The organism is Enterobacter cloacae complex sp. P47BA (assembly GCF_014930485.1).
In the GTDB taxonomy this organism is placed as follows: Bacteria; Pseudomonadota; Gammaproteobacteria; order Enterobacterales; family Enterobacteriaceae; genus Enterobacter; species Enterobacter bugandensis.
Map to the genome: position 1 here is coordinate 601130 of NZ_JADBRF010000001.1, position 13097 is coordinate 614226.

The window sequence follows — 13097 nt, forward strand, 5'->3', positions numbered from 1 at the left end:
CCTGAAATGGTGCAAATTCTCTCCTTTTACCCTGAATTTTCTTAATCGCTTATTTTCATCATTATTCTCCTGCTACGCTTTTCTTATGGAATAAATACAGGAAGCGCGTCAATGAAGAATATCGCGATTATCGGCTCCGGCCCCACAGGGATTTACACCTTTTATCATCTGCTTAATAACAGCACCCCGCTCTCCGTATCCGTCTTCGAACAGGCCGATGAAGCCGGCGTGGGCATGCCCTATAACGACGACAATAATTCCCGGCTGATGCTGGCGAACATTGCGAGCATAGAAATTCCGCCCATTTTTATGACCTACCTCGACTGGCTCAAGGAACAGAGCGACACCCATCTGGCGCGCTTTAAGGTTGATAAAGCCAGCCTGCATGACCGGCAGTTCCTGCCCCGACTCCTGTTGGGAGAGTATTTTCGCGACAGCTTGCGTTCAATCGTGAAAGAGGCAAAAAAGCTGGGGTTCCAGGTTACGGTCCATGAATCCGCGAAGGTAACGGACATCATCCCCTCGACAACCGGCGTAACGCTTTCCGTCAACGACACCACTTTGCCCGATCGGTTCGACCTGGCGGTTATCGCCACCGGCCACGTCTGGCCAGATGAGGAGGAAGCCACGCGCACGTTCTTCCCCAGCCCGTGGTCAGGGTTGATGGACGCCAGCATTCCCCCTTGCCGCGTGGGCATTATGGGAACGTCGTTGAGCGGTCTGGACGCGGCTATGGCGGTGGTAATGCAGCACGGTGAGTTTCGTGACGGTAAATTCCTCCTCGACAAGGGCAGCGAAGGGTTAAACATTACGCTGATGTCCCGCACGGGCATTCTGCCGGAAGCCGATTTTTACTGTCCAATCCCTTACGAACCGCTGTCGGTATTGACCGAATTCGTGGTTGAACGCGAGATAGCCAAAGGATCGGACGGCCTGCTTGACCGCATATTTTCCCTGATGGTGAAAGAGCTCGAGCTCGCCGACCCGGCGTGGTGCGAGAAAATTTCTCTGCGTAACCAGGATGCCGACAGCCTACGTGAGGCATGGTTTGAGGACCGTAAACGGCACGGCCCCTTTACCTGGGCGGAAGAGAACCTCAGCGAGGTTGAACGCAACAAACGCGAACGGCGCACCGTGGCCTGGCGCTATACCGTCCTTCGACTGCATGAGGTGGTTCAGGAGATTGTGCCCCACCTCAACGACGACGACAGAGAGCGCTTTAAGCAGGGCCTCGCCCGCGTGTTTATCGACAACTATGCCGCCATCCCGCCGCAGTCTATCCGCAGGCTGCTTGCGCTTCGCGAGGCCGGCATCATTAGCGTGGCGGCGCTCGGCGATGATTACACGCTCGATACCGGCAGCGATCGGACGGTAATTACCACCAAAGAGAGCGTTTATCGTTTCGACGTGTTTATTGACGCGCGCGGACAAAAGCCGCTCAAAACAAAGGACTTGCCTTTCCCGACGCTGCGTAAACAGCTGGCAGATACAGGCGACGAGATACCCGACATTGGTGAGGATTACACGCTTAAAGCGCCTGAAACGGTTCGCGGGCGCATTGCTTTCGGTGCGATACCGTGGCTGATGCACGATAGTCCCTTCGTTCAGGGGCTGGCGGAGTGTGCGGAAATTGCAGAGGCGATGGCGAAGGCGGCTGAAAAACCTGCCTCGGGGAGACGGCGTCGGTTACCGTACGTGGAGAACTGACAGGGCTTCCATGCCCTGCTATCGGTAATTACTCGAAGAAGACCTCTGGGTTTTCCGACAGCGATACGAACGTTTTGGTGTTCTTATCCAGGGCAAGGATTTTGCCGCTTTCAATGTCATACACCCAACCGTGCAGACGAAGCGAATTATTACGCAGGCCCACCGCGACGGACGGATGGGTCTTGATGTTGCTCAGTTGCGCAAACACGTTCTCCTGCACCATCGCATTCACTTTATCGATCGGCTTGTCCCAGCTTTTCTTCTCTACCACGGCTTTCGCCGCGTCGGAATAGCGCAGCCAGTGCGATACGGCTGGCATTGGCTCCAGGTTGGCGTTATCGGCAATCGCCTTCATCGCGCCGCAGTTGGAGTGGCCGCAGATCACGATATCCGTCACGCCCAGCGCCACCACCGCGTACTCGATAGTTGCAGATACGCCGCCCGGCTCCGGCCCGAAAGGCGGGACAATGTTGCCAGCATTACGAATGACAAAAAGCTGTCCCGGCTCTTGCTGGGTGACCAGTTCAGGAACCAGACGGCTGTCGGAGCAGGAGATGAACAGCGCTTTGGGATTCTGGCTGGACGCTAAACTGCGAAAGAGCTCTTTACGTTGCGGGAAAATCTCTTTTTGAAAGCTGAGAAAACCTTCAATGATATGTTGCATAGCAATTTCTCTTTTATCTGTTTTCGTTTAGGTATGATCGCGATCACACTCGTAAAGTTTACCCACCGTACTTTACCTGAGACAAGCAATATATTTCTGGCCCGACCGCTGCACGATGTCGTCCGCGTTCGCCGGGATGTTTTGCCCTTCGAACGCGCCGTAAAGACGAGCGAACGATTTTCCCGCCAGGCGCCGGGTAACGTCCTCAACCGTACGGGCAGGCAGCGGGAGCATATTCGGGTAGCTCCACATAAACGACACCGCATCTTTCCCCGGGGTGACCTGCAAAATATCCCCCGCCAGCAAAACGCCCTCGCCCTCCTGCCAGTGCAGTACCGTTCCGCCCGCAAAATGGCCGCCGAGACGTAGCAGCGTGACGGACGGCCAAATCTCCAGCGCCTCCCCCTCCCAGAAATGAATCGCCGGGCTGTTGCGCATCACCCATTCGCGGTCGCTGGCGTGCAGGTAGACCGGCGCATTGAAAGCCGCGGCCCACTCCTGCATCGTGGTGTAATAGTGCGGATGCGATATCGCAATGGCGTGAAGGCCACCGAGCGCGGTGATGAGCGTTTGGGTTGCGGGATCAAGGTTGGCAATGCAGTCCCAAAGAATATTGCCGTGCGGGGTGCGCAGAAGCAGCGCCCTCTGGTTAATCGCAAAAGCGGGAACCGTTTTGATACTGAACAGCGCGGGCTCCAGCTGCTGCCATTTATTCACGTGCGTGGCCGTCACCGTCGCGTAATCAATCCACGCCTGACCGCTGACCGGGACATACTGGCGTTCATCCTCGCAAATCGGACATCTCTCCGGCTTTCCATCATAGGAGGTACCGCAGGTTTTACAGAGTGTAATCATGAGCGCTCCTCGGTGATAAAGCACTGAGTATGGCAGGGATTATCCTTATGTGCTGCGAGGTACATTGCCGACGTTTTTTACCCTATACTGTGCCAGTATCAAAAACCGAAGAGAGCAGGTGCAACATGGAAATTGATCTCGATAACTTAGTTTTTAACGGTCTGGATGAAGCGGAAGAGCGTAACGCGGAACGTCTGGACGACGCGGATAAAAAAGCGCAGGCGATTGTTGCCGACGACGACTGCGGTGATGCCTGCAAGATTTGATAAAAAAAGCACCGGTAAACCGGTGCTTTTTTTATATTACTTTTTCAGCCCGTCAATGGCCGCCTGAGCGCAGGCTTCATCAAGATGACCGCCCGGTGCGCCGCCGATGCCGATCGCCCCAATCACCTCATCGCCTTCTTTTACCGGCAGACCACCTGCCAGCAGCAGGTAGCCAGGAATATCACGCATGTTCTGTGCGCCCGCATTGCTCTGCGCCGCTTCCATCACTTTGCCTGACGCATTCTTTGCGCTGAGCGCCGTAAACGCTTTCATTTCGCTGGCTTTAACCGTGTGAGGACCGGCGTTATCCATACGCTGCACCGCTTTTACCACGCCCGCACGGTCAACCACCGTGACCGCGACCTGGTAATTTTTCGCTGCACAGGACTGAATGGCGGATGTTGCCAGTGCGTTAGCCTGCGTCAGAGAGAGATTTTTTTGGGTCAGCGTCTCGGCCTGTGCGGCCAGACTTACGCTACCTGCGACCAGTGCCGCAACCATCATGACTTTTTTCATCGCACTTCCTCGCGTGTTGTTAGACATCCCGGAGGTTACTTAACGGCGCGATGAAACGTAATTCGGTTGATTACGCACTCCACCTGGTAGTTATACGGATTGCAATTTGTCGTACGCCCGGCTCGCCTGTACCAGACTGGTGACGCCGAGCTTGGCAAACGCCGCCGCACGGTGCGCTTCCACGGTTCTCGGGGAAAGATTCAGGCGTGCTGCCACCTCTTTATTACTGCACCCTTCCATCAGTACGGTCAGTACCTCGTGCTCCCGCGCGGTTAGCTGTTCAAAGCGTGCTTTGATCTGCGAAATATCCTGCCAGGCAGCAGACCGTCGCTGGCTCTCCTCAAAGGCCAGCCCAACCGTTTCGATGAGCTTATCGGCGTCTAACGGCTTGGTGAAAAACTCAAATACGCCGTTGCGAAACGCGCGACGGCAGGCGTCGATCGTTCCGTGTCCGGTCATGACAACGACCGGCAGCAGCGGCCACGGCCATTCGCCCTCTTCCAGCCACGCCAGCCCGCCTTTGCCCGGCATGCGCATATCCAGCAGCAGACAGCCGACAAGCGCCGATTCACCGCTCTGCGCCTGAGTAAAAGCCTCGACGCTCGCAAACGTCTTAACCTGCCAGCCCATCCCCGACAGTAAAAACGACAGGGATTCTCTGATGGACTCGTCGTCATCAATGAGCCAGACCACCTTATCCATGTTTTAACTCCTTTTCTGCTGCCAGCTGCAAGCGGATCTGCGCCCCACCCTGCGGGGCATTGCCCAGGGCGATCGAGCCGTTCATGCGCGTCATCAGCGTTTCCGTTAACGTCATTCCCAGCCCAATTCCGCCGGGGCGTCCGCTAAAGAATGGCATAAATGCGTTCTGCAGGGCATCCGGGCTAAACCCGGGCCCGCCGTCGGTCAGGGTAACCAGAATGCCCTTCTCATTTTTCTGACTGTCGATTCGCACCCAGCCGTCCGCGCTCTCCTGCTGCGCCTGAATCGCATTGCTGAGCAGATTATGCAGGATCTGCTCCAGCCAGAGTCGGTCCGCCATTACGGTCGTAGCATCCACAGCAAACGCATGGATAACCGCGATACGCCGGGATTTACGCTCGTGCTCCAGTAAATTCTCCACCTGCTGCCAGCACTGCACCAGATCGGTTTCGCGCAGGGTCACCTTTTCCTGTACCACATGCTCGCGAAACCGGGTCAGCAAGGCGCTGATACGCTGCGTTTGCAGCAGCGCGGCCGCGAGCGCCTGCGACACGGCCTGCGGATTATCCTGCTGCTGTCGCTGCGCCCCCTGGATCCAGGTTTGCACGGCGGTCAGCGGCTGATTGATTTCATGGACAATGCCCGCGGTGATCTCTCCCAGCGTGTTAAGCCTGGCGTGCTGATAATAGAGCGCACGCTGTTCGGCCTGCTGGCGCTGTTTGCGCTGCCAGAGCACGGTTCCCGCGCCCGCAATCACTATCCCCCACGTCAGAAACAGCAGCGGATACGCCAGCCAGGAGACCCTGAACCAGTCCGGATCTGCCGCGGCAGTGAGAATAAAGGGCTGAGTATGCTGCGGGAAGGTGCGCTGCCAGTGCCAGAAAGCGCCCGTTGACCGCGGACGATCGTCATTCGAGAGATTCAGATGCAGCTCAGCAAAGCTATGGCTCGGCGCAAGCAGCGCGCTTAAGTCGATCAGGATGCGGATCTGCCGCCACGGGTTGTATAGCCAGTACTGAACGCCGCGAAAAGGCTCCACGCGGGCGGCATCCAGCGCGCGACCGGTGGTTTTTTCCAGAGCCTTAATGTGGGGGAATTTTTTGCGTAACGCGGTGAGGTCTTCATCGCCGGTGAGAAGCGGAAGTACCGACTCGTTTTGCGTCAGCACGGCGCCGATCCCCGAATACAGCGCCGTAAACTCTCGATCGCGCTCCCAGAACTGGCGGCGTATCTGTTCCGCATACAGCAGCACGCCGCTTATCAGGCAGACCACCACCCACGCAGCGATGCTGCGCTTTATCATCTTTTTTATGCTCATCGCGTTAACTGGCCCGTCATTCAGGCTGTCGACATTACCAGTTAACGTTGATGAGAACAAAAAAACGCGGGCGTAATCAGATCTCCGGCGTTTTGCTAAAGCCGGTCAGCATCAGGATCAGGCTTTGCGGGGAAGACGCCGTCTCAAACTGGTAAAACGCGCGGCGTCTTCCGTCCAGCCGTTCATAAATCAGCGTGCGCCGCCTGCATGGTAATCAGTAGTGCGGTGGCAGAAAGTGCCGGGATTAATACTGTCCGTTTCATTATCATCTCCTTCTGAGAAAGGAGATATTGGTATCAAAACGGCCAGGGTTTACCGAGGATTTGCCCGCGTATTTTTCCGTTCATCCCTGCTTTACACGGATCACGCACAGCTCATTCCAGTACGTTTCGCGCGTGCGGCGAAGTTCAGCGTGACGTTTTATCATGGAACCACTCCGGGTCGATGTTAGCGACGTCCACGCCATACAGGCTGGCAACAGGCAGTATTGACTCCAGAACACGCTGCGCGCTGTTCTCCGCATTCGCTGGCCGGGTCGCAAAAAACCGCCGTAGCGTGCCGATCCATTTTTTCATTGCCTTTACCCCTCTCGCTTCACCAGCCTTGAGTTAAGCACGCGTTTCCTGGCCGCGGAAATATCAATTCCGGCAGTCGATGTGCAGGACGTGCAAATAGCTCCTTACATTTACCTGCCGGTAACACACTGTTCACTAATGCTTTTTTGTATAGAGCAAAGAACATTTTCTTATTTGGCGATAGCTTTTGCTTATGGGAGCGTAACGGTGCAAAACAAAAACAACGGGACGAACGATGACTATGGCAGCAAAGATGAAAAGGTTTAAAAAAGGGACGGCAGTTCTGGGATTACTGGCCGCCGGGAGCCTGTTTTCAGCGCAGGCGCTGGCCGATCGGCTGGAAGATATTAAGGCCGCAGGGGTGGTGAAAGTCGCCACGTTTGACGCCAACCCACCGTTTGGCTCAATTGATGCAAAAACGCACGAGATCGTGGGTTACGACGTGGACTTTGCCAAAGCACTGGCAAAATCACTCGGCGTGAAGCTTGAACTGGTTGCCACCAATCCGGCCAACCGAATTCCGCTGCTTCAGTCCGGTAAAGCAGATCTGATCGTAGCGGATATCACCATCACCCCGGAACGCGCGCAGGTGATTGATTTCTCCACCCCCTATTTCGTGACCGGACAACAGTTCCTGGTTCCCGCCAAATCGCCCGATAAGCTGGATGAATACAGCCGGGCACGCATTGGCGCGGTCAAAGGCACCACGGGTGAACAGGCGCTCCACCAGCGTTTCCCGCAGTCCCGCGTGCTGGCTTATGACGACATTCCTCTGGCGCTGACGGCGCTGCGCAACGGCAACGTACAGGCCATTACCCAGGACAGCACAATTCTTGCAGGCCTGCTGGCACAGGCTCCGGATAAAGCGAACTTCAAAATCCTGCCCGATCTGCTCAGTAAAGAAGAAATTGGCGTCGGGGTGAAGAAAGGTGAAACGGCGCTGCTGAAAGCCGTCAACGATGAGCTGGTTAATCTCGAGAAGAACGGTCAGGCGGCAAAGATCTATGACGTCTGGTTTGGCCCAAACACGCCCGCTCCACAGCCTCGCGCTTTTAAAATAGAAGCCAGGTAATTATGCTCTCAGGTTTATTTTCCCACTCCGCGGCCGGTGCCGCGGATTTTTCACATCTGGAACAGGCCAGCGTTGAGTTTCGTCACGTGGACAAACGCTACGGCGACCATCAGGTTTTACGCGACATTAACCTCACCATCACGCCCGGTGAAGTGGTTGCTATTCTCGGCCCTTCCGGTTCGGGTAAATCAACGCTGATCCGTCTTATCAATCAGCTTGAAACCCTGAGCGGCGGGGAAATCCTGGTCGACAGCAAGCCGACCGGGCAGCTTTCCGGCAGCAGACTGCGTCAGCTGCGCAGCCGCGTTGGATTTGTGTTTCAGCAGTTCAATCTGTATGCCCACCTCACCGCCAGCCAGAACATCACCCTGGCACTGCAGCATGTGCACGGCTGGAAGCCGCAGCCAGCTCAGGAGCGCGCGCTGGCGCTGCTGGAGAAGGTCGGAATGCAGGAAAAGGCTCACCACTTCCCCGCTGAGCTTTCCGGCGGCCAGCAGCAGCGCGTGGCGATTGCCCGCGCCCTGGCCTCGTCGCCGCAGATCATCCTCTTCGACGAGCCGACGTCGGCGCTCGATCCGGAGATGATTGGCGAAGTGTTATTCGTCATGAAAGCCCTTGCCCATAGCGGGATCACCATGATTGTCGTGACTCATGAGATGCAGTTCGCCCGGGAAATTGCCGACCGGATTGTCTTTATCGACGGCGGGCAGATTCTTGAAACCGCGCCGCCGGGGCAATTTTTCAGTCAACCGTCGCATCCCCGGGCGCAGCGTTTCCTGCAAAAAGTGCTGAACCCGCTGCACCAGGAGCACCTCTGATGCCCGCCCTCGACTGGCAGGGCGTGCTGGCCGGACAGCCTCTGCAGTGGATACTCTCCGGATTTCTCACCACCCTGTGGGTGACGCTGGCGGGGGGCCTGATCGCCAGCCTGCTTGCACCGACCTTTTTGCTCCTGCGTCTTTCCGGTGGACGCATCGGGAATGCGGTCGTCAGCGGCTGGGTATCGCTGTTTCGCAATACGCCGCTGTTGGTGCAGCTGCTGTTCTGGTATTTCGCCGCCTGGAACGGGTTACCGCAGGGCTTTCGAGACGCGGTGAATGCGGATCACAGCTGGTCAATTCTGCCCGGCGACGTCTGGTGGTTTACCCCTGAGTTTTTATGTTCTGCCTGGGGGTTGGGCGTCTTTACCTCGGCATTTTTAATTGAGGAAGCGGCATCGGGACTGCGTTCTGTTCCTGCCGGACAGCAGGAAGCGGCGCTGGCGCAAGGGTTCTCCTCGTGGCGTTTATTTCGCTACATCCTTCTGCCGCAGGGGCTCGCCAACGCCTGGCAGCCCGTTGTCGGCCAGTACCTCAACTTGATGAAGCTCTCCTCGCTCGCCAGCGGGATTGGCTTCGCTGAGCTAACCTACCAGGTCCGGCAGATTGAAAGTTACAACGCCCACGCCATGGAGGCGTTTATCGTCGGTACGGTGCTCTATTTGCTTACCGGCATTGTCATGGGGATGGTGCTGGTGCGCGTCGGTCCGCATTCAGGGAGGAAGAAAGATGATTGCAGGATTTAACGTTATTGTCGAAAACCTGGATTATCTGCTGTGGGGACGAACGGCAGCGGGTGAACCCGGCGGCGTACTGCTTTCGCTGCTGATGGCCGCAGGGGCCGCCCTGCTTGCGCTTCCCGGCGGCGTGGCGCTGGCGTGCCTCGCCTGGCGCTATCCTGGGCTGGTGCGCAGGGGGCTTTTTCTGTGGGCGGAGTTGATTCGCGGTATTCCCCTGATTTTTGTGATTTTCTGGATGTGGTACCTGTTGCCGCTGATCACCGGCGGGGATCTGCCGGGGGCGCTGACCGTGACGCTGGCGCTGGCCTGGTTTACGGCGGCATCGGTGATGCATTCGGTTTTTGCCGGGCTCAGGGCGCTCCCTGCGGGTCAAAACGAGGCCGCGCTGTCTCAGGGGTTCAGCACACAGCAAACCCTGTGGCGCGTGCTGCTGCCGCAGACGCTGAGAAATATTTTGCCGTCGCTGGTGGGAATTTTTATCAGCCTGCTGAAGGATACGTCGCTGGCATTCATCGTCAACGTCCCGGAGCTAACCACGGTGGCGGGACAGGTCAACAACCGGGTGCAAATCTACCCGGCGGCCATCTTTATCTTTACGGGCGCGGTCTATTACCTGCTCTGCTGCTCGCTTGAACAGGTCGCGAAACGCTGGCGCGTTAGCCGGCCAGCGCCTTAACCACCGTTTCCATCGCTTCGGTTGTCAGTGCGCTGCGCTTGATGCGCTGGTTCGCCAGCGCCGTGCGCAGCACGCCCGCAATGACAATATGCTTCGGCTCCTGCCCTAAATCACGCATCTCCAGCACCACCCTTCCGACCACCCGGCACATCTCCTGGTACAGCGCTTCATCTTTGGTCACGTTACCCATCGTCATCACTCCATTGCCTGTTAAACGTTGAGCTTAAATGATTCTCCCGCCGGATACAAAAAAGAAGCCCGGCGAGGATCTCGCCGGGCTTCATCTGGAAAATCAAATAATTAGTTGTTCACGGGAATGACCGCGCCTTTGTATTTGGTGCGGATCCAGTCCTGAATCTCTTTGGAGTGCAGCACGTTCACCAGCGCGACGATGTCTTTCTTTTTCTCGTCGCCGCGATGCACGGTAATGATGTTGGCGTACGGGTTGTTTTCACCGCTCTCGACCGCAATCGGGTCGTGAACCGGGTCCAGACCGGCGTCTATCGCATAGTTGGCGTTAATCACCACCGCGTCGCCTTCGTCGTTGTTGTACATCTGCGGCAGCAGGGACGCTTCCACGTTCGGCGTGAACTTCAGTTTTTTCGGGTTCTCAACGATATCGCTGATGCGCGCCGTCACTTTGTCGATGCCCGGCTTCAGCTTGATCACGCCCTCTTTTTCGAAGATGGAGAGAATACGGCCTTCCTCGGAAACCGCATCACGCATGATGATCTTGCCGCCTTCTGGCAGGTCCTTCAGGGATTTGTATTTTTTTGAGTAGATGCCGATTGGCTCAATGTGGATCGCGCCCGCACTGACAAAATCGTAGTCTTTATCGCCCGCATGATCTTTCAGCACGCTGTTCAGGTAAGGAATGTGCTGGAAATAGTTCGCGTCGATGTCATGACCCGCCAGCGCGGTGTTCGGCAGAATGTAGTCCTGGAACGGTTTAATCTCCAGGTCGATACCCTGCTTCGCCAGAATTGGCTTGGCCTGCTCCAGAATTTCGGCGTGCGGCGTGTTAGATGCGCCCACGGTCAGGGTATCGGCCCAGGAGGCGAAGCTCAGGGCGCTCAGGGTTGCGGCGGCGATCAGCGTCAGTGTCTTTTTCATGATGTGGTTCCTGTGTGTATTTATTAGCGTTTATCTAACAGTGAAGTAATGACATCGCCGCAGAACTGGATAATGAAAACGATGATTAAAATGGTCACCGTTGCCACCAGCGTGACGTCACCATGGTTGCGCTGGAATCCTTCCAGATAAGCCAGATTTCCCAAACCACCGGCGCCAATCACCCCCGCCATGGCGCTGTAGCTCACCAGCGCAATCAGCGTCACCGTAATACCTGATACCAGTGCAGGTGATGATTCCGGCAGTAAAACCCGAAACACGAGCGTGCTCAGTCGTGCGCCCATCGAGCGCGTTGCTTCAATGACCCCTTTGTCCACTTCGCGCAGGGCGATCTCCACCAGACGCGCGTAGAACGGCGCGGCGCCGACAATCAGGGCCGGAAGCGCTGCGTTAGCGCCAAGGATGGTGCCGACGACGGTCTTGGTGAACGGGATCAGCAGAACGATGAGAATGATGAACGGAATAGAGCGGAACACGTTCACCACTATCGAAATGACGCTGTAGACCGTGCGGTTGTGGAACAAGCCACCGCGCGCGGTTAAAAACAGCGCCAGCCCCAGCACGATGCCCAGCACAAAGGTCGCCACGCCGGACAGCGCGGTCATGTACAGCGTCTCCAGCGTTGCAGCCCAGAGCTGATCCCACTTGAGATGCGGAAAGAGATTCTCAGACATGTTTAATTACCTCGCCTTCAATATCGCTGTGCTGCAGGTCGGCGAGGATATTGTTCAGTTGTTCATCGGATGCCGCCACGTGGACCCAGAGCTGCCCGAAAACACCGTGGGCGGTCTGGGTCATTTTTCCGTGCAGGATGTTAAACGGCAGGCCGTAGCGCAGGGTGAGTTCCCCGACAATCGGCTTGTGCGTGCTGTGTCCGGTAAAGGTCAGCCTGATCACCGTACCTTCCAGATCGTTTGCGAGTTCAGTATTGAAGGTCTCTTCCTCGGCGTACTGGCTCACCTGGCGGACAAACTGCTGCGTAATCGGCTGCTGTGGATGGGTAAAGACGCTCAGCACGTCGCCCTCTTCCACCACTTTGCCATTTTCCATCACCGCCACGCGGTCGCAGATTTTGCGCACCACGTGCATTTCGTGCGTGATCAGTACGATGGTGAGTTTGAAGCGGCGGTTAATGTCCAGCAGCAGATCGAGGATCTGATCGGTGGTCTGCGGGTCGAGCGCGGACGTAGCCTCATCGCAGAGCAGCACGTCGGGGTCGTTGGCCAGCGCGCGCGCAATCCCCACGCGCTGCTTTTGCCCGCCGCTCAGCTGCGACGGATACGCATTTTCGCGTCCCTTCAGGCCAACCAGCTCCACCAGTTCGGCGACGCGCGCCTTAATCTTCGCTTTTGGCACACCGGCAATTTGCATAGAGAAAGCAATGTTCTCACTCACCGTGCGCGACCACAGCAGGTTGAAGTGCTGAAACACCATGCTGATCTTCAGACGCGCCTGGCGCAGTGCTTCACCTTTTGCGGCGGAGATATCCTGCCCGTTAATGGTGACGCTCCCGGCGCTGGGTTTCTCCAGACCGTTCAGCAGGCGAATCAGCGTGCTTTTCCCGGCGCCGCTGTAACCGATAATGCCGTAAATCTGTCCCTGCTCTATCGTCAAATTGACGTTATCAACGGCGGTCAGCGCGACCTTTCCGTTGTCAAAAACCTTCGAAATATTGCTCAGTACAATCATTCTTATTCGTTATCCGTGCCGCCCTCGGCGGTTTAGCAGTATGGATGTCCAAAAGATAGTAAACAGGCGTTATCAGCTTTTAAATGAACAAAAAAGAATGTGTTATAACTTTCGGAAATAAACAGCGGATTTACCGGGTGGGAAGTATTTAGACCAATTTCAGCAATGATTATCTGCCGGATGCATATCTGCTGGCGGACGCGCGCAAAAAACGGTCATTTTTGCAGCATTTTATCCCGATATAGCCATCCCCACATCCAGACAACTTTACGTCTTGCTGTCCTGCCATCCAAAAATGGCATTTATATTCCTTTCCGTTCTAAACGGCAGTGAATGGTTCTTTATTGAGAAAATTTCACAGCCCTATC

The 13097-nt window shown here is 56.3% G+C and carries 16 protein-coding genes; 6 read left to right on the plus strand and 10 right to left on the minus strand.

Annotation, left to right across the window (positions count from 1 at the left end; translation table 11 throughout):
* Window positions 1–111 precede the first annotated feature (111 nt).
* Complete coding sequence (locus IM299_RS02820) at window positions 112–1707, plus strand: FAD-NAD(P)-binding protein (protein WP_193357012.1); 1596 nt, start codon at window positions 112–114, stop codon at window positions 1705–1707.
* 28 nt (window positions 1708–1735) lie between these two features.
* On the opposite strand, the gene IM299_RS02825 is transcribed toward IM299_RS02820, so the two are convergent.
* Window positions 1736–2371 carry a carbonic anhydrase gene (locus IM299_RS02825; RefSeq protein WP_028012884.1) on the minus strand — a complete coding sequence of 212 codons (636 nt, stop codon included), beginning with the start codon at window positions 2369–2371 and terminating at the stop codon, window positions 1736–1738.
* Between the two features lie 72 nt (window positions 2372–2443).
* Window positions 2444–3226, minus strand: coding sequence for an MBL fold metallo-hydrolase (locus tag IM299_RS02830; RefSeq protein WP_193357013.1), 783 nt, complete (start codon window positions 3224–3226; stop codon window positions 2444–2446).
* Window positions 3227–3351: 125 nt separating this feature from the next.
* On the opposite strand from IM299_RS02830, the gene IM299_RS02835 reads away from it, so the two are divergent.
* A complete protein-coding gene (locus IM299_RS02835; protein WP_003857665.1) occupies window positions 3352–3492 on the plus strand; it encodes a hypothetical protein in 141 nt (46 codons plus the stop codon).
* A 36-nt stretch (window positions 3493–3528) separates the two neighbouring features.
* Here the strand turns inward: IM299_RS02835 and IM299_RS02840 are convergent, their stop codons facing one another.
* From IM299_RS02840 to IM299_RS02855, 4 genes are all read right to left on the minus strand, one after another.
* A complete protein-coding gene (locus tag IM299_RS02840) occupies window positions 3529–4008 on the minus strand; it encodes a heme-binding protein (RefSeq protein ID WP_047368400.1) in 480 nt (159 codons plus the stop codon).
* Window positions 4009–4098: 90 nt separating this feature from the next.
* Window positions 4099–4710: a response regulator transcription factor gene (locus IM299_RS02845; RefSeq protein WP_047368399.1), complete on the minus strand. Its 612-nt coding sequence runs from the start codon at window positions 4708–4710 to the stop codon at window positions 4099–4101.
* Entirely contained in the window at window positions 4703–6013 is a 1311-nt protein-coding gene (locus tag IM299_RS02850) for a sensor histidine kinase (RefSeq protein ID WP_227013013.1), read from the minus strand. The genes IM299_RS02845 and IM299_RS02850 overlap by 8 nt, the downstream gene beginning before the upstream one ends.
* A gap of 422 nt (window positions 6014–6435) precedes the next feature.
* On the minus strand, window positions 6436–6603 hold the full coding sequence (locus IM299_RS02855; RefSeq protein ID WP_032644868.1) for a hypothetical protein: 168 nt from the start codon (window positions 6601–6603) through the stop codon (window positions 6436–6438).
* A 241-nt stretch (window positions 6604–6844) separates the two neighbouring features.
* On the opposite strand from IM299_RS02855, the gene IM299_RS02860 reads away from it, so the two are divergent.
* From IM299_RS02860 to IM299_RS02875, 4 genes are read left to right on the plus strand one after another with little or no spacing between them, the layout of a single operon-like run.
* Complete coding sequence (locus IM299_RS02860) at window positions 6845–7675, plus strand: ABC transporter substrate-binding protein (protein ID WP_071993779.1); 831 nt, start codon at window positions 6845–6847, stop codon at window positions 7673–7675.
* Window positions 7676–7677: 2 nt separating this feature from the next.
* Window positions 7678–8493, plus strand: coding sequence for an amino acid ABC transporter ATP-binding protein (locus IM299_RS02865; protein WP_193357015.1), 816 nt, complete (start codon window positions 7678–7680; stop codon window positions 8491–8493).
* The gene (locus IM299_RS02870; RefSeq protein ID WP_048960377.1) at window positions 8493–9239 is read left to right on the plus strand and encodes an amino acid ABC transporter permease; all 747 of its coding nucleotides are present in this window, start codon (window positions 8493–8495) and stop codon (window positions 9237–9239) included. The genes IM299_RS02865 and IM299_RS02870 overlap by 1 nt, the downstream gene beginning before the upstream one ends.
* A complete protein-coding gene (locus IM299_RS02875) occupies window positions 9223–9909 on the plus strand; it encodes an amino acid ABC transporter permease (protein ID WP_049138909.1) in 687 nt (228 codons plus the stop codon). The genes IM299_RS02870 and IM299_RS02875 overlap by 17 nt, the downstream gene beginning before the upstream one ends.
* Here IM299_RS02875 and fumD read toward each other — a convergent pair.
* The 4 genes from fumD to IM299_RS02895 form a co-directional block, all read right to left on the minus strand.
* Window positions 9890–10099, minus strand: coding sequence for a fumarate hydratase FumD (gene fumD, locus IM299_RS02880; protein ID WP_193357061.1), 210 nt, complete (start codon window positions 10097–10099; stop codon window positions 9890–9892). The genes IM299_RS02875 and fumD overlap by 20 nt on opposite strands.
* Window positions 10100–10209: 110 nt before the next feature.
* Complete coding sequence (locus IM299_RS02885; protein ID WP_028012875.1) at window positions 10210–11022, minus strand: MetQ/NlpA family ABC transporter substrate-binding protein; 813 nt, start codon at window positions 11020–11022, stop codon at window positions 10210–10212.
* Window positions 11023–11045: 23 nt separating this feature from the next.
* A complete protein-coding gene (locus tag IM299_RS02890; RefSeq protein WP_028012874.1) occupies window positions 11046–11714 on the minus strand; it encodes a methionine ABC transporter permease in 669 nt (222 codons plus the stop codon).
* Window positions 11707–12729, minus strand: a complete 1023-nt coding sequence (locus tag IM299_RS02895) for a methionine ABC transporter ATP-binding protein (protein WP_060572909.1) — start codon at window positions 12727–12729, stop codon at window positions 11707–11709. The genes IM299_RS02890 and IM299_RS02895 overlap by 8 nt, the downstream gene beginning before the upstream one ends.
* Window positions 12730–13097: the final 368 nt, after the last annotated feature.